This is a genomic window from Shewanella decolorationis S12 (genome assembly GCF_000485795.1).
Classification (GTDB): Bacteria; Pseudomonadota; Gammaproteobacteria; order Enterobacterales; family Shewanellaceae; genus Shewanella; species Shewanella decolorationis.
In genome coordinates this window covers 18,785-42,422 of sequence record NZ_AXZL01000071.1, presented here as the reverse complement: position 1 = coordinate 42,422, position 23,638 = coordinate 18,785, and the positions used below count along the sequence as shown (strand labels likewise).

General features: G+C 46.7%; 24 protein-coding genes. 12 read left to right on the top strand and 12 right to left on the bottom strand.

Going from position 1 to position 23,638, the window contains the following annotated elements; all coding sequences use genetic code 11:
• Positions 1-120: 120 nt before the first annotated feature.
• A complete protein-coding gene (locus SHD_RS14595) occupies positions 121-585 on the top strand; it encodes a single stranded DNA-binding domain-containing protein (RefSeq protein ID WP_023267829.1) in 465 nt (154 codons plus the stop codon).
• A gap of 130 nt (positions 586-715) precedes the next feature.
• On the opposite strand, the gene SHD_RS14590 is transcribed toward SHD_RS14595, so the two are convergent.
• From SHD_RS14590 to SHD_RS14575, 4 genes are read right to left on the bottom strand one after another with little or no spacing between them, the layout of a single operon-like run.
• Positions 716-895, bottom strand: a complete 180-nt coding sequence (locus SHD_RS14590) for a Trm112 family protein (RefSeq protein WP_011623174.1) — start codon at positions 893-895, stop codon at positions 716-718.
• Positions 885-1,892 (bottom strand): tetraacyldisaccharide 4'-kinase, encoded by a 1,008-nt coding sequence (gene lpxK, locus SHD_RS14585; protein WP_023267828.1) that lies wholly within the window; start codon positions 1,890-1,892, stop codon positions 885-887. Before lpxK ends, SHD_RS14590 begins: the two co-directional genes overlap by 11 nt.
• Complete coding sequence (gene msbA, locus SHD_RS14580) at positions 1,893-3,698, bottom strand: lipid A export permease/ATP-binding protein MsbA (RefSeq protein ID WP_023267827.1); 1,806 nt, start codon at positions 3,696-3,698, stop codon at positions 1,893-1,895.
• 32 nt (positions 3,699-3,730) lie between these two features.
• Positions 3,731-6,052, bottom strand: a complete 2,322-nt coding sequence (locus tag SHD_RS14575) for a DNA internalization-related competence protein ComEC/Rec2 (protein ID WP_023267826.1) — start codon at positions 6,050-6,052, stop codon at positions 3,731-3,733.
• A 32-nt stretch (positions 6,053-6,084) separates the two neighbouring features.
• Between SHD_RS14575 and SHD_RS14570 the strand changes: the two genes are divergently transcribed.
• From SHD_RS14570 to SHD_RS14545, 6 genes are all read left to right on the top strand, one after another.
• Positions 6,085-6,594: a DUF2062 domain-containing protein gene (locus SHD_RS14570; protein ID WP_023267825.1), complete on the top strand. Its 510-nt coding sequence runs from the start codon at positions 6,085-6,087 to the stop codon at positions 6,592-6,594.
• A gap of 404 nt (positions 6,595-6,998) precedes the next feature.
• Positions 6,999-8,171: an NnrS family protein gene (locus SHD_RS14565; protein WP_023267824.1), complete on the top strand. Its 1,173-nt coding sequence runs from the start codon at positions 6,999-7,001 to the stop codon at positions 8,169-8,171.
• A gap of 149 nt (positions 8,172-8,320) precedes the next feature.
• Positions 8,321-8,725, top strand: coding sequence for a phosphate-starvation-inducible protein PsiE (locus SHD_RS14560; RefSeq protein ID WP_011623180.1), 405 nt, complete (start codon positions 8,321-8,323; stop codon positions 8,723-8,725).
• Between the two features lie 148 nt (positions 8,726-8,873).
• Positions 8,874-9,176 carry a PilZ domain-containing protein gene (locus tag SHD_RS14555; RefSeq protein ID WP_023267823.1) on the top strand — a complete coding sequence of 101 codons (303 nt, stop codon included), beginning with the start codon at positions 8,874-8,876 and terminating at the stop codon, positions 9,174-9,176.
• A gap of 77 nt (positions 9,177-9,253) precedes the next feature.
• Entirely contained in the window at positions 9,254-9,922 is a 669-nt protein-coding gene (locus SHD_RS14550) for an AAA family ATPase (protein ID WP_011623182.1), read from the top strand.
• A complete protein-coding gene (locus tag SHD_RS14545; protein WP_023267822.1) occupies positions 9,909-10,250 on the top strand; it encodes a hypothetical protein in 342 nt (113 codons plus the stop codon). The genes SHD_RS14550 and SHD_RS14545 overlap by 14 nt, the downstream gene beginning before the upstream one ends.
• Before the next feature lie 267 nt (positions 10,251-10,517).
• Here SHD_RS14545 and SHD_RS14540 read toward each other — a convergent pair whose 3' ends face one another.
• Positions 10,518-10,769, bottom strand: coding sequence for a YecH family metal-binding protein (locus SHD_RS14540; protein WP_023267821.1), 252 nt, complete (start codon positions 10,767-10,769; stop codon positions 10,518-10,520).
• 127 nt (positions 10,770-10,896) lie between these two features.
• Here SHD_RS14540 and SHD_RS14535 point away from each other — a divergent pair, with 127 nt between their 5' ends.
• From SHD_RS14535 to SHD_RS14520, 4 genes are all read left to right on the top strand, one after another.
• Complete coding sequence (locus SHD_RS14535; RefSeq protein WP_039978479.1) at positions 10,897-12,579, top strand: sensor histidine kinase; 1,683 nt, start codon at positions 10,897-10,899, stop codon at positions 12,577-12,579.
• Positions 12,576-13,286 carry a two-component system response regulator BtsR gene (gene btsR, locus SHD_RS14530; protein WP_023267819.1) on the top strand — a complete coding sequence of 237 codons (711 nt, stop codon included), beginning with the start codon at positions 12,576-12,578 and terminating at the stop codon, positions 13,284-13,286. The genes SHD_RS14535 and btsR overlap by 4 nt, the downstream gene beginning before the upstream one ends.
• Before the next feature lie 195 nt (positions 13,287-13,481).
• The gene (locus tag SHD_RS14525) at positions 13,482-14,930 is read left to right on the top strand and encodes a carbon starvation CstA family protein (protein ID WP_023267818.1); all 1,449 of its coding nucleotides are present in this window, start codon (positions 13,482-13,484) and stop codon (positions 14,928-14,930) included.
• A gap of 138 nt (positions 14,931-15,068) precedes the next feature.
• Positions 15,069-15,437 carry a VF530 family protein gene (locus SHD_RS14520; RefSeq protein WP_023267817.1) on the top strand — a complete coding sequence of 123 codons (369 nt, stop codon included), beginning with the start codon at positions 15,069-15,071 and terminating at the stop codon, positions 15,435-15,437.
• Positions 15,438-15,568: 131 nt separating this feature from the next.
• On the opposite strand, the gene SHD_RS14515 is transcribed toward SHD_RS14520, so the two are convergent.
• Positions 15,569-16,612 (bottom strand): PQQ-dependent sugar dehydrogenase, encoded by a 1,044-nt coding sequence (locus SHD_RS14515; protein WP_412085171.1) that lies wholly within the window; start codon positions 16,610-16,612, stop codon positions 15,569-15,571.
• Between the two features lie 412 nt (positions 16,613-17,024).
• Between SHD_RS14515 and SHD_RS14510 the strand changes: the two genes are divergently transcribed.
• Entirely contained in the window at positions 17,025-17,477 is a 453-nt protein-coding gene (locus SHD_RS14510; RefSeq protein ID WP_039978478.1) for a FlxA-like family protein, read from the top strand.
• A gap of 63 nt (positions 17,478-17,540) precedes the next feature.
• On the opposite strand, the gene SHD_RS14505 is transcribed toward SHD_RS14510, so the two are convergent.
• The 6 genes from SHD_RS14505 to SHD_RS14480 form a co-directional block, all read right to left on the bottom strand.
• Positions 17,541-18,410, bottom strand: coding sequence for a hypothetical protein (locus SHD_RS14505; protein WP_023267814.1), 870 nt, complete (start codon positions 18,408-18,410; stop codon positions 17,541-17,543).
• Between the two features lie 114 nt (positions 18,411-18,524).
• Positions 18,525-19,136, bottom strand: coding sequence for a GTP cyclohydrolase II (gene ribA, locus SHD_RS14500; protein WP_023267813.1), 612 nt, complete (start codon positions 19,134-19,136; stop codon positions 18,525-18,527).
• Positions 19,137-19,399: 263 nt separating this feature from the next.
• Positions 19,400-19,756, bottom strand: a complete 357-nt coding sequence (locus SHD_RS14495; protein ID WP_011717500.1) for a YibL family ribosome-associated protein — start codon at positions 19,754-19,756, stop codon at positions 19,400-19,402.
• 125 nt (positions 19,757-19,881) lie between these two features.
• Positions 19,882-20,343: an anaerobic ribonucleoside-triphosphate reductase-activating protein gene (nrdG, locus tag SHD_RS14490; RefSeq protein WP_039978477.1), complete on the bottom strand. Its 462-nt coding sequence runs from the start codon at positions 20,341-20,343 to the stop codon at positions 19,882-19,884.
• A gap of 105 nt (positions 20,344-20,448) precedes the next feature.
• Positions 20,449-22,566 (bottom strand): anaerobic ribonucleoside-triphosphate reductase, encoded by a 2,118-nt coding sequence (gene nrdD, locus SHD_RS14485; protein ID WP_023267810.1) that lies wholly within the window; start codon positions 22,564-22,566, stop codon positions 20,449-20,451.
• A 307-nt stretch (positions 22,567-22,873) separates the two neighbouring features.
• A complete protein-coding gene (locus SHD_RS14480; protein WP_039978505.1) occupies positions 22,874-23,569 on the bottom strand; it encodes a hypothetical protein in 696 nt (231 codons plus the stop codon).
• Positions 23,570-23,638 lie beyond the last annotated feature (69 nt).

Here is a 23,638-nt window from a genome sequence, read left to right as displayed (position 1 = left end):
TAAAGATAATCGCGGTATACGAGAGTGAGTATATCGCGAATAAAACCCATAATTGCATGATATTTCGCGGCATATTAAGGTATTCTTCGATAAGAGAATCACCTAAGAGTAATCCTTCATATGTCATTAAGATCGATAAGTCTGACACTGCTGAGCTGCTTTACCCTACTCGCCTGTAGCAGCGCCCCAATAGATCCCGCTGAGTTTGCCGGAAAATTTAAAGATAAACTCACCACAGATCTGCGCGCCGATGGGCTAAAACTCTTTACCTATCAAGCCGGTTTAGCCGAAGACCAATCGAAAAAGGATAATGCCGAGCGCTCCTTCCCCCACGAAGAACGCATGCGCCAAGTCGCCCAAGATCCTAGAGAGCAGCGCCGCAGCCGTAAAGAGCAGGCCGACTCACTCGAGATTTGGGGCAAACAGGTGGAGCTGGGGTTAGAAAAAACCTTAGAAATGACAGGCTATTGCCGCGAGGGTTATTTCGAATTGAGTCGAAATATTGAATCGGGACGCGGTGAAATTCGTGGAGAGTGTAAAGAAGGCGCCACCGAGGAAGACAAACAAAAATTTGCGCGCTTTTAGCAAGCTTGAGTGCTTATCTTTATCAGCAAAAAGATAAAAAATAAGGGCGAAGTTATCGCCCTTATTTCAACGCTTTACTTAGCTAACTCACTGAGCGCTAAATCAAAGCCTCAATTCATTTAGTCTGAAATTAAACCGCTTCGTTTAAGGGAACGGCACGGTTTTCGAGTAACACAGGGATCCCATCCGTGATTGGATAGGCTAATTTGTCTGCCTTACAAATCAATTGCTGCGTTGTTTTATCGTATTCCAATTTTCCCTTGCACACAGGGCAAGCGACTATGTCTAACAGTTTTTTATCAAACGCCATGGGATTTTCCTTGTTTAGCTGCAGCCACAGAGCGCACACGGCTCAGCAGCTGTTGATCAAATTGTGGCGATAGCTTGGCATCCACAGCCAAATACCACCAGTTTTCTTGTGCAAAATCGCGACATTTAACCGCATCTTTTTCTGTCATCATCAGCGGCCGAGATGCCGCAAGCTCGCATAACGTTTGTTTGTCGTAGGCTTGGTGGTCATCAAAACCATGGGATAACGCGAGTTTAAACCCTTGCTGAGTTAACGTCTCAAAAAAACGCGCTGGATGACCAATACCTGCCATTGCCACCAAGGGTTGCGTCGGGTCAAACACGGCCTCTGCCTTAGGATTGACTGGTAGCACTGCACTTGGACTCAGCTGCATCTCATATTGATTAGCCTGAGCGGGCCCACCATTGACCACCACAAAATCCACTTGATTTAGGCGCCAAACACCTTCCCGTAGCGGCCCTGCGGGGAGCAAATGACGATTCCCTAAACCGCGCTTTCCATCAATCACCACCAACTCAATGTCACGGCCGAGGGCGTAATGCTGCAAGCCATCGTCACAGATAATCACATCCACGGCAAACTCTGCCAGCAACGCCTTGGCGGTATCGACACGTTTGGCTCCCACCACCATAGGCACACCTGTACGTGCGACTATCATGGCGGGCTCATCGCCTACTGCCGCCGCGCTATCTGCCACGGTAACGACTTTGACCCCTTGGATATCCGCACCATAACCACGGCTGATCACACCTGGGTTAAACCCCTGCTGCCGTAGCAACTCAATCAAATAGATAACGGTAGGCGTTTTACCACTGCCGCCAACGGTAATGTTCCCCACCACAATAACGGGTACGGGTAATGGGGTTTGGGATTTGAGTCCCAAGCGAAACAAGCTGCGACGAATCGCGGTGATTAAAGCGAATAGCACAGAAAACGGCAGCAAGAGCCACCGCAATGGGTGACCCTCGTACCAAATTTTATTCACCAGCGCCTGCATTTAGCTACCAAACTGCATTTGGTATAACTTGGCATACATGCCGCCAAGTTCCAGAAGGGATTTATGGGTACCGCGCTCAACGATACGGCCTTGGTCGACCACTAAAATTTGATCGGCACTTTCAATGGTCGACAAACGGTGAGCAATCACAACCGAAGTGCGGTTTTGACGAAGATTATCCAGCCCCTGTTGAATCGCCTTCTCAGATTCGGTATCGAGTGCCGAAGTGGCTTCATCGAGGATCAGCACTGGCGCATCACGCAGCATAGCGCGGGCAATCGCGATACGTTGTCTCTGGCCGCCCGATAATAACACGCCGTTTTCACCCACTTGGGTGTCTAAACCTTCAGGCAGTTGCTCGATAAATTCCATCGCATGGGCCAAGGTCGCCGCTTGGATAATCTGCTCGCGGGTCGCTTCACCGGGATAGGCATAGGCGATGTTGTTGGCAATGGTATCGTTAAACAGGGTCACTTGCTGCGACACAAGCGCCACTTGATTACGCAATGATTTCAATGAGTAATCATAGATGCTGACATCATCAAGCAGAATATCGCCAGATTCCAAGCCTGTATAAAAACGCGTAACCAGACTGGCGATAGTGGATTTACCCGAACCAGAACGACCGACTAAGGCCAAGGTTTGCCCTTGGGTCACCTCGAAGTCGATATTATCTAAGGCGCGGCGCTCCTGCCCGTCGTAGCTGAAGGACACATTATCGAAACGTAAGTTGCCCTTAGCACGCTTGACGGTGTAAGTACCCGTATCGGATTCAGGCAAAGTGTCTAACAGTTCAAAAACCGTGGTACAGGCCGCGATACCGCGTTGAAATTCGGCGTTCACACGCGTGAGGTTTTTGATGGGTTGCAGCATGGCCATCATAGCGCCGAGAATGGTCGCGAAGGTACCTGCGGTCAAATCGGCTTTCATGCTATCAAGGCTCGCCGCATACAGCACAAAGGCCAATGCGAAAGAGCCAATCACCATGATCAGCGGCTGGCTAATCGCCTGTGCTACGGCGAGTTTCATATTTTGATGACGGTTTCTGTCATTCACTTTGGCAAAACGCGCCGTTTCGGTTTCTTGTCCGCCGAAGGCCAAGACGTTTTTATGGCCTTTAATCATCTGCTCGGTAGCGGCACTGACATCGCCCATCGCCGTTTGGATTTGTTTCGATACCTTACGGAAACGACGACTCACAATAGTGATCACCAATCCCATAATTGGGCCAATCACTAAAATACACAGAGAAAGCTTCCACGAGTTGTAAAACATCAGCGCAAGCATACCGATAACCGTTACCCCATCGCGCACGATAGAGATCAAGGCACTGCCCGATGCACGGGCAATTTGCTCGGTATCGAAGGTGACTTTTGAAATCAAGTTCCCGGTGTTTTCTTTATCCATGTAGCTTACGGGCAAGCTCAGATAATGCTCAAACACTTGCTGACGCATATCCATGATCAAACGGGCACTCATATAAGAGATACCGTAGGTGGAGACAAAGTTCGCAAAACCACGCAGGGAGAACATTAAAATAACTACTATCGGCGCCATTAATAACACTTGGTTATCGGCATGAAAGCCTTGGCTAGTGGGGAGTGCGATACCATTACTGATCGCAGGAGTGCTGCTAGAAAAGCCTTTATCGATAAAAGGCCCGATAAAAGAAATAAAGGCCGCGTCGACAAGCCCATAAACAATCAGGCCGACAACGGAAAGCAAAAACATGCCCTTCATCGGTTTGAGATAGCACAGTAATCGCTTGAAAACTGTCCACATTTCGTCTTTAGGAGATGCTGTCATTGAAAACACTAAATTATGGCAAAGTTCTCATTCTACTCTGGATTAATCAAGTCACCAAATCTAAACAAGCGGTTATACCAAAATGGCGCCAAATCACGCCGATAGGTCTTCACCTCAAGCCGTCCAGCAGCAAAAGAAACACTGATCTGCCCTTCTCGCCCCGTTGTAAAATAATCAATATTCCGCGCTTGATAACGCGCAACCACATCGGGCTTGGGGAAGCCATAACGATTATTAAGACCTGCAGGAAACAACACTAATTCAGGAGCGACAGCATCGATAAAGGCTGGGGTTGATGAGGTGCGGCTGCCATGGTGCGGCGCAATTAATACTTGGCTTTTAAGCTCGGCGCCTTTGAGTGCTTGCTCAATCAGTACCGCTTCGGTTTCCTTTTCAATATCACCGCTCAGTAACAGACTGTGCACACCATCGTCGATACGCAACACGCAGGAGGCGTTATTCCCTCCCTTGGCCGTCTGAGGCGAGATAAAGCTTAACCTTAATTGCTGCCACTGAATTTGCTGCGGCAAACAAGGCATACCCTCTAAATGAGCCACATCAGTTATCCAGTTTGCCCTAGGATAAGCTTTGGACAACACCTCGGCACCGCCGGCATGGTCGTTATCGCCATGACTCACAACAATATAATCCACCAAAGCTAAGCCTTTACTGCTAAGAAACGGGATAATCACCCGCTCACTATAGCTAAAATCCTCACCAAAGGCGGCGCCCGTATCATAGATAAGTGCTCGCCTATCCTGCTCAATCACCACGGCTAAGCCCTGTCCGACATCGAGTAGATGCAATGTCCACTGAGGGGAAGATGGTTCAGTCATACGTGGAAAAAACACTAATGTGGCCGGAATAAACAGCAAGGTGATGGGTAAATGCCATAGTCCATATCGACTATGATGCGGAAGATAACGCCATAGAATCAAGGCCAACAATACGCACAGACTGGCCCCGAGCAAGGTATCTGAGACCGAATGCCAATGGACGGGCAAATTACCACTAAGTTCCAATAACTTGCCATAGGGTAACACGGTGAAATCAGCCAGATGGAACAGCCCAAACCATGCTTGACCAAAAAACGTGCCTAACCACCAGAGGATAAACGCCAACATAGATAAGGGGATGACGACAAGGCTAAACCAAGGCACCACCAGCATATTCATCCACAGACTGTGTACGCTAAGGCCGCCGAAAAACACCGCCTGCACTAACCCTAACACCAGACTTAAACGCCATTGAATCGACCAAAATTGCGCGAGTCTCCCTCTCGCTTTTGCCCTAAAGGTGGCTTTACCTTCAGCGGGCTGAATACGAGGTGCGCTTTCCAAGGTATATAAAATAATCGCCAAGGCGCAAAACGACAGCCAAAAACCTGCACTCAAACAGGCAAGCGGATCGAACAAAAGCACAATAAAGAGTGCAAACAGTAAACGGTCCCACGCACTCGAGTAGCGTCTTAATAAACTCAGCAGCATGATCAATAAAATCATCACTAACGCGCGTTGAGTTGAAACCGCAAATCCCGCTAAATAGCTATAAAATAAAGCACTACCTCCGGCGAGCAATAGTGCAATCACTAGATTGCGTCTGCTGGGATGCGCCGCGAAGCGGCTTAGTAGAAACAGCGTGCATATATAAACCCAAGCGGTGATCACCGACAAATGCAGCCCAGATATCGCCACTAAATGCCCTGTTCCCGTTTGCCTTAATGCCTGCCACTTACTGGCTGGTATGAGTTGCTTATCGCCCAAAATCAGCGCGAGCAAAATATCCCCCTGCGCGAATGTCGACAACTTAGGGGACAATTGGCTAATCAGATGATTCCGTAATGAAAAATGAGTCGTGAGCAGTTGGGCATGAATGACTCGTCCTTTGCCAACAATATGCTGACTAATCAATTGTTTTTGCTCGTTGTAGCCACCTTGATTTAACACGCTTGAGATACTTTTAGGCATCAGCGTGAATGACCAAACTTGCCCCACTTGCACCGCTTCGGGGGATTGCCAAGTTAATCGTAACTTAGCCCTTGGCCAGAAGATTAAATTTGGTTTATCGACAATAATATCGAAGCTAACCCAGTCGCTGTTTTGACTAACTAGTGATATGATTTCGCCCCTCACTTGAACTGGCTGTAGTGATAAAGGAAGATCCTGCCGAGATAAAATGAAGCAAAACCCTGTGAGCCAAAACACCGCAAAGAGCGCGCCGGACAAAGTAGACGCTTTTTTGAATAAGACGAGCGCCCCAAGGCAAAGATAGGGTAAATAACTGATTGGCAGCAGCGACGGCCACAACATCGCTGACAGTAAAGTGGCACTAAAGCCAAAAATGAATCCATTCATAGTGAATTAAGTTAAGACAGCAATTTCAGCCTATGCCAAAAAAATTAATCAAAAAGTATATGCCTAAGCCTGAAACCCTGCGTGAGCACAAACACCTACGCATTTTCGGTCGCTTATTACATAACCCCAATCTGTGGGCGCTTAATCGCCGCTCTGCCCCGGGGGCCTTTGCCATAGGCTTGTTTGTCGCTTGGATCCCAATGCCGTTTCAAATGGTGGTCGCCGCCGCTTTCGCCATCCTGTTTAATGTCAATATTCCCGTCTCTGTCGCATTAGTGTGGATCACCAACCCGCTGACCATGCCGGTGATGTTTTATGGTGCCTATTTATTAGGCGCGAAAATTCTTGGCCATGCGCCGCAGGAGTTTGCCTTTGAAGCCAGCTGGCAGTGGATTGAATCTTCATTAGCCACCATTGGCCCTCCATTTTTACTTGGTTGCTTAGTGTTGGGAGTCATATTTTCCGCCTTGGGATACCTAACGATCAGTAATCTGTGGAAATACTCCATCATGTTTAAATGGCAAAAACGTAAGACCAAATAATTTGCCGAATCTTTGCCGCACCATCCCGCCGCTCGCCCGTATTTTATTGAAGTGCATCTAAGCGTATCTAATCATTTTGATTAGCGCTTAGATGCCTTGTTAGTGATTCAACTTAGATACATTCACTTAACTTATTGAATTGGATCTCGTCGTCAGGCTCACCCAAGATATTGAACAAGTTACCCCATCTCTGCATGACCTTCTCCCCTCACCTGTAACACTTGCCGCTTACTAAACTTAAATCGCTAATATCGACTTCAATCTAAGTGCCAATCCGTCACATCTAACAGCAAAATAAACACCTTTCACGGTAATAAACCCAGCGTTACTCACAAGGAGATATATACATTCATTTTATTTGCAGCTTAAAATAAGCCCATGCTAACCACTAAAACTTCATTCTTATGTTGAACATTGATGAACCAGCCCACTTACAACCCAAAGTAGCCTTGTTTCGCTTAGGTTTTAGACCCTTTTTCCTGTTTGCCAGCCTATTTAGTCTCTTAAGTTTGGGTATATGGGGCGGTTTGCTCTCCGGCAAATCGTCACTGCCAACTACACTCAATCCACTCTGGTGGCATGGCCATGAGATGATTTTTGGCTTTGTCTGCGCAGTGGTTGCAGGCTTTTTACTGACGGCCGTTCAAAACTGGACGGGACGCCCTGGCATTAAAGGTTTGCCTTTAGCTGGACTATTTTTAGTCTGGCTACTACCTCGGTTGCTGTTCATATTGCCCTTCAACATTCCGCTGGTTGTCATAATGGTCATCGATCTGCTGTTTTTACCCTTAACGGCGGTCTTATTAGCCATTTCAGTGATTGAGATTCGCCAGTGGCGCAACTTTGTGTTTATCCCCATTCTAAGTTTACTCACCGTCTTCAACGGCGTGAGTTATTACGGCTTAATGACTAATCAATTGAATTGGATGAATAACGGACTATACGCCGCGGTGATATTGGTCGCGGTTATTGTTGCGCTGCTCGGTGGACGGGTGATCCCATTTTTCACTGAGCGTGCAACTAAGTGGCAAAAAAAGTCGCCAATCCCAGTGATAGAGTATTTAAGTTTCGCGAGTCTATTAGCCCTAGTGCTAAGTCTCTTTTTAACAGAAACATTATTCACCCGAGTTATTGCTGGCATCGCAGGCTTAGTAATCTTAATACGTTGGTCTCGCTGGGGATGGAATGCAAGTTTTCCTGTGCCACTATTATGGTCGCTGCATTTTAGTTACTTGTGTATCCCTATCGGCCTAGGGTTGATTGCAGCAGGACTACCACTTTCCGTTGGCATGCATGCTATTACTGTTGGGGGATTAGGCGGAATGATCCTTGCGATGATGTCACGGGTATCACTAGGGCATACTGGGCGCCCACTTTCGCCACCTCGCCCTATGGTGCTCGCTTTTGGCTTAATACTGTTAGCCACTGTACTTCGCGTCTTGGCAGGAGTACTCAGCGCTTGGTTTATCGAACTCATGCTTGCAGCGATTACCTGCTGGATATTCGCGTTTAGCTGTTTTAGCTACTGCTATGCACCTATGCTTTGCCGGATAAGAGCAGATGGTCGCCCTGGCTAAAGCGGCGTCTAAAATCACGGCGCTTTGATTCTGTGGCTCAACAAGCAATTGCTATCTTGTGAATTGAGTCACAGAGAATCGCGCCTCTTTTCCCTATTCAAGATATTTTTACTGTTACTATTTACAAAAATATTCAGTAGGGAGTAACTATGCCATTTTATCGTCAGTATGGTGCTAAAGGCTTAAAGGCCGTTGAACACCTAGTATTAATCATCATCGCGATTGCAACAGTTGTCGCTATTGGCCAAGAAATTGTTCATGTTTTCAATGTAGGTGCCGTTGCCCTAGCCGATTTGCTGTTACTGTTTATTTACCTCGAAGTGCTCGCCATGGTCGCGAACTATGCAGAATCAGGCAAATTACCAGTGCGTATGCCACTTTATATCGCCATTGTCGCCCTTGCGCGATATTTGATTTTAGATATGAAAAGCATGGACGACTGGCGAATTGCAGCCATCTCACTCTCCACCTTGATCTTAGCGGCAACAGTTATCGTGATCCGTTGGGGTCAATTAAAAATGCCTTATCCCAAAAATCAAGAATACGACAATTAAATACTGCAATGCGCCATTACCACCCACAGTAATGGCGCGACTCCCCACATAAAAACCCCACTAAAGACCGCTTGTTCACATTGGTATTCTGGCAAAAAGCAATTATGCTAGTTTTACTGAGATCAATTATTTACGGGGCAATTGAGTTATGGGTGAACATCCAGTTGGATTTACAGAAAAACGCAGCTCGCTTCGCGTCGATATGGAAGCCGAGCGCGTCCTACTGCATTGGACAGACAGTGAAGGAATTGAACACTCTGACGAAGGTGTTTGTATTGATTTAGCCCGTCGAGGCATTCTATTCGATTATAAAAAACCATTTGCCCTTGGCGAATTAGTGAAGGTGACATTTAATCCTGAAACCTCGCAGCAAAATTGTGTAAAAGGCCAAGTTTGTCGCTGCTCAAAACGGCATGATCAAAGTTACCATGTCGCCATGCAGTTGCTTTAATTTTGATCGAGTTACGCAGGGTCGATTGAGCTGTTCTACACTGAATTAGTTGGACTATTCATTCAAGGGACATAGCTATGATATTGCTGGTGGGTGGAGAAAAAGGTGGCAGTGGCAAGAGTTGTCTCGCACAAAATCTTGCGGTTTACATAAAACAAAAATTCGCTGCTAACGTATTAATGGTTGATTGCGATCCACAACGTACCACATCCGACTGGATCCAAGCTCGAAATAACGACCCTAGCCTCCCAGCCATTAACTGTATTCAGCTCTACGGCAAAATTCGTAACGATCTGCTCAGTCTGAATGAACGATTCGACTACGTTATCGTTGACTGCGGTGGTCAGGATAACCTTGCAATGCGCGCCGCCATGTCGGTAGCAACTTATGTTGTTATTCCCCTTAGGCCCAAACGTCGCGATCTAAAAACTTTACCACATATGGAAGACATGCTCAGCACCTGTAAGATGGTTAACCCCAAAATGGTGGCCACCATAGTGCTCACCCAATGCCCCGCCCTACCAACGCAGGTCAAACGTATTTTAGAGGCCAAAGAAGTGGTGCAATCCTTCGGCCTGCGAGTACTCAACTCAGTCACTTTCTGCCGCAATATTTATGATGACAGTGAAGAAAAGGGATCGTCCGTAATGGAAATTGAGCCAGATGGAAAAGCGGCCGACGAGATCCGCGCAATTGTGGATGAGCTGTTCACCTTACCTCCAGAAAATAGTTATGAGCTTAACTGATCTTAAACGTAAGCAACCCAAACAGGCCATTAAGGCAGTTTCGGTTGATGATTTTATTGAAGATGCTAATAACTACGCTTTAGGTAAAGCGAGTATTCTCAAGGTTGACTCAACACAACCTAAGGGCTTAGATAAAAAGTCCGCTAAAATTTACCGTCACGCCACTTTTACCTTGACCGAAACCAGTATTTCCCAGCTAGATTACCTTGCAAAGGAAACCAAGATCGCCAAGTCCCGTTTACTACGTATTCTGATTGATGAGTTCAGTCACAGAACGGCTGAAGAACAACTCAAAGTAGTCAATAAAAGTAAGAAAAATGAGGGTTAACCCTACTCTTTATACATTGTTATTAACGGTTATCGTGAGTGATAACGGCTTAAGTTTTCTACAATAAAACTGCCGCGATGCAAACAGCTATAAAATCCCGCTTTAGAGAGATTTAATTGGCCGCAACCTAATGCAGCCAATGGTTCTAAACTGGACTGACGCTATATCAACTAAGGTTAATTAGCCTAGGCTCATATGAACCTAGACTGCAATTAGCCTCCACTTCAATTAGCTAAGCTTCGATTAGCAAGAGTACTTTGAATCATCTCAGTGGTGTGAATGATTACACTGCCGCCCAGCCACCAGAGTCAAACCTTGCTCCGATTCCAGCATTTTCCCTTTGCTTAACAACAAACTGATTAACTCTTCTGCGGTAAGATCTTCGGCGCTACAAGTGTGGTAACGCGCATTGTCGCCAAAGGTTTGTGCCATCAAGGCGATAAACTCAGGCTTTAAAAGCGGATTTTCTTGCGCTACCATCAGCGCCATAACGTCATGACCGTGAATAGAATCGGACATAGCCTCTCCAAAAGATGCAAATAAGATTAGGCTTTATATCCGAACTGTTGAATGTTAACCCTGATCTTGCGCACATTCTGCGATTTCAATACTCGCGCTGACCGCTGTGACAATAAAGTGAGCCATTATGTCTTTAATCCTGCTCCTAACCCAACAGATGTCACTCTACTTAGTGATAGTGTATTTAGTCAGTAAAACACCGCTTTTTAAATTATTCGCCGAAACTTCGCCGCGCCTGCCCCACAAAATTTTTATTTATCTCGTATTTTCCAGTTTTTGTATCATGGCGACCTATTTTGGCGAGCAAACCTCGGGCGCTATTGCCAATACTCGCGCAATGGGCGCCGTATTAGGTGGTTTACTCGGTGGACCTGTCACTGGCTTATTAGTCGGACTCACCGGTGGTTTACACCGCTATAGTATGGGTGGCTTTACCGATGTAGCCTGCGCTATCTCCACCACCCTTGAGGGGCTCTCAGCAGGAATGATCAGTTTTTACTTGCGCCGCGCAGGTAAGAGCGAGCTTATCTACAATCCACTGTTAGTTTGCCTAGTCACCTTTTACGCCGAAATGATGCAGATGAGCATTATTTTACTGATCGCTCGCCCCTTCGATGATGCTTGGGAATTAGTTCGGCAAATTGCGCCACCGATGCTCTTGGTTAACTCCATCGGTGCGGCGCTGTTTATGAGCATGATCCGTGACCAAAAAACCATGTTCGATAAACTATCCTCCAGCTTCTCGACCAAGGCGCTAAAGATTGCCGAGCGCAGCGTTGGTCTACTTTCAAAAGGCTTTAACGAAGAAAGTAGCGGTAAGGTCGCGCAAATTGTGATCCAAGAGACCAACGTCGGTGCTGTGGCCATTACCGACCGCGAAAAACTCTTGGCTTTTATTGGCATAGGCGCCGACCATCATATTCCCGGCACACCGATTTCCTCAAAAATAACCCTTGAGGCCATTAACCAGAATAAAGTGATGTTCGCCGATGGCGTAGAGATGCCCTATTCCTGCTCGATTTCGAGCCAGTGTAAACTCGGCTCTAGCCTGGTGATCCCGCTTCGCAGCGACACCGAAGTCATTGGCACTATCAAGTTATATGAGCCTAAAAATAAGCTGTTCCTGAACATTAACCGCACCTTAGGCGAAGGGATTGCGCGGCTATTGTCGAACCAGATCCTCTATGGCCGCTTTGAGCAGCAACAAAATCTGCTGACCCAAGCCGAGCTCAAATTACTGCAAGCTCAAGTGAATCCGCATTTTTTATTTAATGCACTCAATACCATCAGCGCGATTATCAAGCGCGATCCTGATATGTCGAAGCAACTGTTACAGCAATTGTCGCAGTTTTTACGGATCAATTTAAAACGCACTACGGGTTTAGTCACTCTCGGTGATGAGCTGGATCACATCGCGTCCTATCTCACCATTGAGAAAGCCCGATTTATTGATAAATTACAGGTCAATATCGCTATCCCTGAGTCACTCTATCACTGCAAAGTACCTGCGTTTACCCTGCAGCCCATCATTGAGAATGCCGTCAAACACGGCACCTCCCATATGATTGAGCAAGGGCAAATCAAGGTGACAGGCCGGATGGAAGAGCAGGTTTTGGTCTTAGAAGTCACTGATAATGCGGGGCTTTACCAACCCATTATTGGTTCTGAAGGGCTAGGCATGAATTTAGTCCATAAACGGATCCAAAACCTGTTTGGCGAGCAGTATGGCATTCAGGTGGAATGCGAGCCGGATGAGTACACCAAAGTCACCATCCGCTTACCCATAGAACAGACGGAAACTAGCACGTGATCACTTGTTTAATTGTCGACGATGAATTGTTTGCCCGCGAAGAACTGGCCGATCTGCTTGGTCAAGAAGCCGATATAGAGATTATCGGCCAATGCTCCAATGCGATTGAAGCGCTGCAAACTATTGCCAAAGAAAAACCTCAATTAATTTTTCTCGACATCCAAATGCCGCGGATTTCAGGCATGGAGCTGATTGCCATGCTTGATCCCGACACTTTGCCCAAAATCGTGTTTGTGACCGCGTTCGATGAGTTTGCAGTCAAAGCCTTTGATAATCATGCCTTTGATTATCTACTCAAACCTATAGATGCCGAGCGCCTCAGCCAAACCTTGAAACGAGTGCGTAAGGATCTTACGCCACAAGCCGTAAATCTTATCGCGCCAACGACGCTGGAGCATTTACCCTGTTACAGCGGCAGTAAGTTAAAAGTGATCCCCATTCAAGATGTTGAATATGTGTTTAGCGATTTAAGCGGTATCCATGTCGCCTGTACCAAAGGCAAGGTCCACACTCAGCTCACACTAAAGGTGTTAGAGGAAAAAACGCCGCTAGTGCGCTGTCATCGCCAGTATCTGATTTCACCCAAAGCCATTGCCGAGATAGAACTGCTCGATACTGGCGCCGAAGTCACCACCCTACTTGGTGACAAAGTACCTGTGTCTCGCCGCTATCTAAAAAGTCTTAAGCAATTGTTTGGCTTTCAATAGCCAGATTGTTAACTGCGTATGCTCATATCCTAACCACTCGGGGCGTTCAATACTTATGAATGACATACGAATGCAACCGCTCGCCCCATTCTATTGCCGCTGAGTCAGCGTTATCGACCTCTCACCCAGTTAGCGCTGTTTTGTGTAAACAACTTGTTTACACTCTGCACAACTCAAAATGGGGAGATAACTAAAATGATGTGGTTCCTACTCTGCGTCGGTCTATTGATCGGCGGTTACTTTATCTACGGTACCTTTGTTGAAAAGGTATTTGGTATCAACGAAAAACGTCAAACACCTGCTTTTAGCCAAACTGACGGTGTAGACTATGTGCCTATGTCGAAAGGCAAAGTGTACTTAATCCAACTATTGAATATCGCGGGTGTCGGTCCAATCTTCGGCCCAATCCTAGGTGCGCTTTACGGTCCAGCAGCCATGCTGTGGATTGTGATCGGTTGTATTTTTGCGGGTGCGGTGCACGATTACTTCTCGGGGATGCTGTCGGTCCGTAACGGCGGCCAATCTGTGCCAAACCTTGCGGGTAAATACTTAGGTAAGAGCGCCAAACACTTTATGAACGTGTTTGCCATTATCCTGCTACTACTTGTGGGTGTAGTATTTATCTCTGCGCCTGCGGGTCTGTTAGGCAAGCTAACTGGTTGGGATGTCAGCATTTTCGTTGCGATTATCTTCGTTTACTACCTGATTGCGACTGTGGTACCCGTCGATAAAATTATCGGCCGCTTATATCCTTTCTTCGGTGCGCTGTTGTTCTTTATGTCCTTTGGTTTAGCCTTCGCTATCATGCTATCTAGTGAGCATTCTTTGCTACCAAATGTACAAGCGGGCGACTTCTTCCAAAACTTAAACCCTAAAGATATGCCTCTGTGGCCAGCGCTGTTTATCACCATCGCTTGTGGCGCGATTTCAGGTTTCCACGCCACACAATCACCGCTGATGGCTCGTTGCGTTGAAAACGAAAAGAATGGCCGTTTCGTGTTCTTTGGTGCCATGATCGGTGAAGGTATCATCGCCCTACTCTGGTGTGCGATTGCGCTGTCTTACTTCCACGGTGTTGAAGGATTAAGCACTGGCATGGCGGGCAACCCTGCAAACGTAGTATACGAAGCCTCTACCGGTCTATTAGGTGCTGTCGGTGGCTTTATGGCCATCCTTGGGGTAATCATTCTGCCAATTACCTCAGGCGACACCGCTTTCCGCTCTGCCCGTTTGATCTTGGCTGAGTTCTTTAAAATGCCACAGGTTGCGTTACCAAAACGTTTAGTCCTGGCCATCCCATTATTTGTGATTGGTGGTTTACTGACTCAAGTCGACTTCGGCGTGATCTGGCGCTACTTCGGTGTTGCTAACCAAGCGACCGCAGTATTAATGCTCTGGACAGCCTCAGCTTACCTACTGCGTCACAATAAACTGCACTGGATCACCACTATTCCAGCGATGTTTATGACGACCGTGGTTATTACCTTCCTACTCAACTCGGCAACCTTAGGCGCGGGCTTACCTATGACCCTGTCTACCATTGCTGGAAGCATTTCAACCTTAGTAATCACAGCGTTATTGATTGTGAAAACCAAAGGTAAAGGTGAAGTCGATAGCGACGGCGAATTACCCGATGAAGCCTAATTTCGAGCAAAACCACTAGAAATATCGCAACTCAAATTAAACGGGCACTCATCAGTGCCCGTTTTTTTATCCATCACCTTAAGCCTAAGCCCATAATACTGGTATAATCCCGCCATTGTTCACGGCAGTTTATTCAAGATGACTCAAACAAATAACCCATTACACGGCATCACACTCGAAGCCATAGTCACCCAACTGGTGGAACACTATGGTTGGGAAGAGCTCGGCGCGCGCATCAAAATCCGTTGTTTTACTGAAGATCCGAGTATCAAATCGAGCCTGCGCTTTTTAAGAAAAACCGACTGGGCGCGGGAAAAAGTGGAATATTTGTATTTAAAAACCAATAAACTGCCGCTGCCCGCCGCAAAATCATCTAACGCTCCGGCGAAAACAGCGGCCAAGAAGCCTACCAAACCAGCACAAAAATCTGCTCAGGCAAATACGGCCACATCGTCACCTGCAACGGATGGCCAGATCAATAGCCATATCTGGGGCAAGCGCGACTAATTTCGCGAGAATATTCAAAAGCGCATTCACAAGAACAGACAAAAATGCGCGGGATAATTCACTCGATTATCCCGCGCATTATCTTTTAAGCAGTTTATCTGTAGGATTTACGTTTAAGCCTTAGCTATCGGCTACTTTGACTGCGGATAAGTCACACGGTAAATAGCTCCAGCATAATCATCCGAGACGAGTAAACTGCCATCGGCTAATTCAGCAAAGGCCACAGGACGACCAAAGGTTTGTTCATCCTGCATAAAGCCGGTTAAAAATGGGGTGTATTTAACCACCTTGCCTTGTTCTATCGTCGCCACGGCCACTTTATAACCCGCTTTTTTAGTGCGATTCCACGAACCATGCTCAGCCACAAACAATTGCTGTTGATAGTCCTGAGGGAATTGTTTACCCAAATAAAAATGAATGCCGAGCGGCGCCACATGGGCTCCTAGGGATAGCGCCGGTGCAGTGTATTTGGCTGGATCTTTACCTTGACCAAACTCAGGGTCAAGAATCGTACCTGCATGCACATAAGGAAAGCCAAAATGTTCACCAGAATAACTGACCTTATTGATTTCGCAGGGAGGAATATCATCGCCCATCATGTCGCGGCCATTATCGCTAAACCAAAGAGTTTGAGTGCCGGGCTGAAAATCAAACCCGACAGAATTACGAACGCCTTGGGCGATAGTGGTTAATTTTTTGGTCTCAAGATTAAGCGAGAAAATACGCCCATAGCGTTCATTCTCCGCGCACACATTACAGGGTACGCCCACTGGAATGATTAACTCGCCTGTCGGGGAAACCCCTAATACTTTCCAGCCATGGTGGGTTTCACTTGGAAAGCCATCGAACACCACCTCAAATTTGGGTGAGTTTAAGTTGTTATCTATATCCTTGAATCGAATGATGCGCTCCACTTCGGAGACATAGAGATCGCCATCTTTGATGACCACCCCCGAGGGTAGTTTAAGGCCTGAGGCAACCAGGATTTTCTCATCGGCAACGCCGTCTTGGTTACGGTCGATAAGAGCATAAACATTCCCCGCCTTCATTGAGCCCGCATAGACAATGCCTTTATCGGATACGGCAATTTCGCGCGCATTTTCAACATCATCAGCGAATAAACTTACGTTAAAACCTTCTGCAACCGTCAGTTTATCTAAAATATTCTTGGCCATTACCGGCGCAGAAATGCTACTCAAGATACTGAGGGATAAGAGGGAAACCACCTTAAAACTGGTTGTCGTGAGTAGTACGGCGCGTTTTTTATGATCCATTGACTCGTATCCTAGTAGGGTAAAATTATTGTCGTACAATTAATTGGCCTACGTTACCTTAGATATACCGTATTACCAAATACCCTGATTTAGCATGTCAATCCGATGGGGAAGTTTCCTTAACAAATAACTCACGGCCAATTTGTCCTGTTCTCAATCCCACATATCGCGTCCTTTACAAAATTAAGGGTAAAAATCTGCTTGAGTTTTTTGTCCATCTGCCGATAACTCACTAAAGCACACTTGGCACTCACATCTGTTAATCTATTGAACATAGTTGAGCGGCCACATTGAAGTATTTAAGGAATCTATCGTGAACATTAATGGATTAAATACGACTGCAAATAGCAATGCCTTCAAATCTGTTTCCAGTGCTTATATCACTAGCACTGCAACAGCTAGCTCAGCCGTTGAGAATTCGTCGGCAGAGACCGATACACAAGAAACTGTCAATATTTCCAATGCTGGAAGACAAGCCCTCGCAACCGAGGTAGGCGCATCTCTCAGAGGTCAAACAGCAGAAAAACTGCAACAAACGGAAAGTACTGAGAATGAAGAGCCCAAATCTATCATTGATGAACAAATTAAACGTTTGAAAGAGCAAATCAAAGCATTGCAGGAGATGCTTACGAAACTTGAAGGAGATGATTCCGAAGCAGCGGATCAGCAACGTAAGCAGCTACAGGAGCAAATTATGCAGCTTAGCAATCAAATCGCCGTGTTAATGGATAAGAAAATGCGGGATGCACAAAAAGCCGCTGGCTAATACTGAGTATCAATATGCTATAAATGTTTGCATATCAACCCTTCATGAGCTTAGTGATGTAAACTAAATAGGGAAACTAAATAATAAACGCCAGATATTTAATCCATCACCGGTTCGATAACTGATGCCAATTCTATCTATGCCGAGGAGATCGCCCCCCAAAGGCTTAGAAAATGCTAGCGTAGCGCCAAACTCGTAGCTACCGGAGACTATGGTTTCATCTTCAGCATTTTGGGTAAAGTCCAGCTCGTTGAAGTACCAATAACCGACTGCAAAGACTCTCGGTTGCATCTGAATATTCAACCATTGCCAGCGGGGTGACAGGCCAATATCGACCCCGGTTTGCAATACCGCAAATTGGTCGGTTAATTTCCCAACCCGCTCACTGTAGCCTGCAAACCTTAACCTCGATACCCAAACGCTGTCTTCACCGACGAGGCTGAACCCATACAGGCTACTCACGCCCGAGGCTAAAATAGCCACGTTTGCATCGGTTTCAAAATTCGTCCCGAAACCCACATCCAGATAGGCTTCCATCCGCGTGTTTGCCGTTGCCTGCCAATGGTGCTCAATGCCCGGCGTCATCGTCATTGTCCCGACCGAGGAAGGCAATTCACCATCGGTAATATCTTTGGCTAAGTAGTCAAAAAAACCGAAGGATAAGGGTAAACGCAACCAAGTTTGACTACTTTCGTCCTTTAAGAAATCAAAGCTTAAGGGAATGCTCACCACAGTGGCATTTTGATCGGCGGCACGATACACACCCGTACCTAGATAACTGCCAAAGGCATAAACAGAGTTGGGATTATTTTGGCCATCAATCGGTGATTCGGGGCTCATTTGAGCAAACGACTGAGATAGCACTGCGTTCAGCGGTGGGGCATGGCTTGCAATGGGAGCGGTCGACGCCAGCAGTGGGAAGACACATCCCATTGATAGCGCCGAACAGCAACAGCATTTAACGAGTAACCGGCTAAAAATGGTCTTCAATTTATGCAAACAGATCCTGATTTGCTAAGCCTAATCGGTTATCGCTTTGGTTAAAGATTACTCTTCATCCGTAAAATGATACTCAGACATCATATGCCCAAGTTCGGTGGATTTGGTCTTTAAGTAAGCCTCATTGTAGCGGTTCTTACCGACTTGCAGGGGAACACGCTCAACCACTTCGATGCCGATTTCCTTCATCGCTTTGACTTTGCGAGGGTTATTGGTCATTAAGCGTACATGCTTCACGCCAATTTGTTCAAGCATAGGTTGGATCATATCGTATTTACGCATGTCCGCCGGGAAACCTAATTGCTCATTTGCCTCAACCGTATTGGCGCCTTTATCCTGCAATTCATAGGCACGGATCTTATTGAGCAGACCGATACCGCGGCCTTCTTGGCGCAAATATAAGATAAACCCACTGCCGGTTTCGGCAATGTTTTGCATCGCAGTTTGCAGCTGGAAGCCACAGTCACAGCGTAAGCTGAACAAGGCATCGCCCGTGAGACACTCAGAGTGAATACGGCCTAATACGGGGGCATCGCTACTTAGGGTGCCAAATGTGAGGGCAACATGCTCTTTACCGGTTTCGGTATCTTCAAAACCGTGCATGGCAAAAACGCCCCAGGGAGTGGGTAATTTTGACGTCGCGACATATTTTATCGACATGACTTAACCTTAACGACTACTCTCATTCCATGAGACGGAAGGAACATCCATAAACAAAACGATGATTGGGCTCTTCGCCTACTGAGCGCCTATTCTAAAGCGTTTTCCGTAATCACGAAATACTTTAGTAATTTAATCAACTATAAATCGAAACCTGTGGCGCTATCACGGGTATAGCTCAATCTGTCGAACAACCATTCAAGGCGCTGCAAAATAAGCATGTGCCTTATTTTGCAACTCAATGAATAACTTGCCAATAAAACTTAAAACTTAGCAGGAGCAAAACCCGTCACTTCGGTTAAGCCCATTTCTCGCCCGAGAGCCGTCATCGGATGCACAACCACTAGGCCTTTGACTGACTTTTTCAGTTGACCCATGTCGGCTTGCTCAGCTTTGGTGAGGGCGCGGTGGAATGGCAAGTGTTGAATATCTGTACCTTGCTTTTGTAAAAGGCGCGACTGCTGCGTTTTTACACTATTGATTTGCTTAGTGACCGCCGCAATCTCGCGTTTAAATTGCGCCACAATCACGGCATCGCCACGTTGCTCTGCTGCCGCCAGTTTACGACGAAACTTATCTAACTTATCGTTAAGCTGCTGCAGTTCTTGCTTTAAATTCATCATGTTACCTTAAATTACTTAAGTGAATCCCAGTCGATATTTACCCCATTTTGGGCCTGAATGTCTGGGTCACTGTGTCAAGGTGTGGGATTATAACAGCAAGTTAGCGATCCTCGTTACCGCTTTTATAAGAAACGGATCACCTGATTGCTGCTGCCACGGTATGGCAAACTCGGATCGGCAAGGCTCTGTTCGAATTTACCATCCACCAGCACGTCCACATATTCCAGTACCGCACGCTGCTTATCCGTTAGCGCATCCCAGGTATAACCTGTCCAGAGCCAAATATCTTTACCCGGACATTCGGTTTTCACCCGCTTCACTAACGCGAGGATACTCTCAAGGTTGGCGGGTAAGAGTGGATCGCCCCCAGAGAGTGACAAGCCGCGGCGCACAATGCGCTCATCCTGTAGATCGGCAATAAGCGTATCTTCCATTGCCTTATCAAACAAATGGCCTGAGCGCACATCCCAAGTACTTTGATTATAGCAACCTCGGCATTGGTGCTCACAACCTGACACAAATAGAGTGACCCGAGTGCCAGGACCGTTTACCACGTCAACGGGATAATATTGGTGATAGTTCATTGCTGCATCCGCGCTAAAGCCCAATATGGTTAGGGGCTAAAGATCAAAGCACAGTCGCCACCAGTGCGACTGTGCCAGTGTAACAAAACAAACAAGGCAAAAGTGTTACAAGTGTTTGATCCTGCGTTTCACTTCTTCTTGCTTGCCATGGTTGAATGGTCTGGCGTCGGGGCTACCTAAGTAACCGCACACTCGGCGGGTGACAGATACACGGCTTGGCTCGTGGTTACCGCATTTAGGGCAAGTAAAACCTTTACTGGTACAACTAAACTCACCGGTAAAACCGCAGTCGTAGCATTCATCAATCGGCGTGTTAGTGCCGTAGTAAGGCACGCGGCTATAGCTGTAATCCCACACATTTTCGAGCGCTTCGATATTGTGCTGCATGTTGGGATACTCGCCGTAGCAAATAAATCCGCCATTGGCGATCGCAGGATATGGCTGCTCAAAATCAATTTTATCGTAGGGATTCACCCGCTTTTCCACATCCAAATGGAAGCTATTGGTGTAGTAACCCTTATCGGTTACGCCCGCAACCACGCCGAATTGGCGCGCATCGAGCTTGCAGAAACGGCTGCAGAGGCTCTCACTCGGGGTGCTATAAAGGCTAAAGCCATAACCGGTTTCGGCCTTCCATGCATCGGTAGCCGCTTTAAGGTGCGCGACAATCGCCAGCGCTTTTTCACGCAGCTTGGCATCATCAAACACATGGGTTTCGGTGCCATAGAGCGCATTGATGGTTTCATGTAAACCGATATAGCCTAATGAAATCGATGCCCGACCATTTTTAAAGATTTGGGCGATATCATCATCGGCGCGCAGGCGCACACCACAGGCGCCTTCCATATACAGAATCGGCGCAACTCTTGCTTTAACGCCATTTAAGCGTTCGATGCGAGTATCTAATGCACGGCGGGCAAGTTGTAAACGCTCATCTAAAATACGATAAAACTCAGCCTCATCGCCATTGGCCTCGAGGGCCACTCGGGGCAAGTTTAAGCTCACCACCCCAAGATTATTGCGCCCTTCATGGACCAGCTCGCCATTTTCTTTGTAGGAGCCTAAAAAGCTGCGACAGCCCATTGGGGTTTTAAATGATCCCGTGACTCTTTCCACTTGCTCGTAGTTCAAAATATCAGGATACATGCGCATGCTGGCGCATTTTAGGGCCATTTGTTTGACATCGTAGTTGCAATCACCGGCCTTGTGGTTAATGCCATCACGAATCGCAAACACCAGTTTAGGGAACACGGCAGTCTTACGATTTTTACCTAGGCCCGTCATACGCACTTTCAACATGGATTGCTGAATTAAACGCGACTCCCACGAAGTGCCAAGACCAAAACCAAAGGTGACAAAGGGCGTTTGTCCATTGGCGGTATGTAAGGTATTCACTTCATATTCAAGGGATTGGAAAGCATCATGACATTCTTTTTCTGTCAGCGCCGTCGCATAGGCCTTGGCATCTTTTATCTGCCAGTTGAGTGCCACTTGATAATGTTTGTCATAGCTCTTCGCCACAAAAGGTGCGAGCACTTCATCGATACGGTTAATCGTAGTGCCACCATAAATATGGCTCGCCACTTGGGCAATAATCTGCGCCGTAACAGCAGTAGCGGTGGAGATGGATTTTGGAGTCTCAATTTCGGCGTTGCCCATTTTAAAACCGTGGGTCAACATGCCTGCCAAATCAATCAACATGCAGTTAAACATCGGGAAAAACGGCGAATAATCGAGGTCGTGATAATGGATTTCGCCAAGCTCATGGGCGGCCACTACATCCTTAGGCAGAATATGGCTCTTGGCGTAATGCTTCGCGACTATACCCGCGAGCAGATCCCGCTGGGTTGGGATCACTTTAGAGTCTTTATTAGCGTTTTCATTTAACAGCGCGGCATTGCTTTGCTCGACTAAACCACGGATTTCGAGATTGAGTTTACTGGTCGCATCGCGGCAAATGTCTCGGTCGTGCCGATACTCGATATAGACCCGCGCCAAGGATTTGTAAGGGCCTTCCATTAAGAGATTTTCAACCGCATCCTGTAAATGGTGGATCTCGACTTCTGCCAGATTCGCCACTCGCTCCCTCACACAGGCGGCAACCGTCGCGGCATAGTCAGCATCCTCTATCCCAACCGAGTTTGCAGCCGCTATCACTGCATCTCTTATCCTTGTTTCATCAAAAGGTGTGCGGCAACCATCCCGCTTGATCACGACTGGCATTGTTCAGTTCCTCTCCATTTCGATTAAATTTAACACTACATATAGTGCTTCAATAATCAACAAACACAATATGTAGGCAATTAAGCGGGATCAACACCTAAAAATCCATGATCCAGATCATGATTTATCGGATGGATAAAAAGAACAAAGAAGAACTGTAGCCAAGCCCAATGATCTCAGTTTTAAGCCTTGACCTCAGCAGTAAAGCAAGATAGTGAACGCTAAAAAAGATGCTAAATACAGCAAAGGACTGTGACAAAAAATCAAAGTCCTTTGTTTTTAAAAGATTATTGCTGTTTGATTAAGATTAACGCTTGGCTAAGGCAAGATAGCTACTCAGTTGCCCCGATGCCGATTGCTGCATCCCCATGGAGGAAGCCACTTGCATAGTCGATTTAAGCCCCTGCCATAACTGCTTTTGGCTGTCGCTCAGTGTTGGGTTGCTATTTAGATAATCGGTCAACTGGCCAAAGACCTTGGTGGCTTTTTGTGCCAGCACAGGGGATTGCGCATCATCCATATTCGACAACACGTTTTTAGCATCGACTAAGGTGTTGATCATCGGACTGTTTGGTGACTTTTCCGCTAAAGACTTGAGCTCGTCGTCGATAAAGTCCTGCAGGGATTGCTTGCTCGGCTTTTGACTCGGCAAATTAATGCCGTTTTGTGACAGGCGTTCAACCTGTGCATCGGACAAAATACCGTCTTTTTGCAGCCGAGACACTAGGGCCGGAATATCGGACACACTAAACTGGCCATCGGCAAAAAAATCCTTCGACATGGCTTGGATTTTTTGTGCCCTAAGCGCACGGGGTGACAAGGCAATTTCATCACTCGGTTTCGTTTCAGTTTTAGACGTATCCTTGGAGGATGAGTTTGCATCCGTGCTGGACTTTGTATTACTTGTGTCTGTCTTACTCGTGTCCGTCTTCTTGCTGCTTAGGCCATAGGCATCGGCAACACTGCTACGATTCAGATTTAAGGCATTTAAAAGAGAATTCATCGTCAATAATTCGGCATCTAACACTGTGTGATGAAGTTAAAGCAAAAAATAAGCCAATCAAACAGTCAC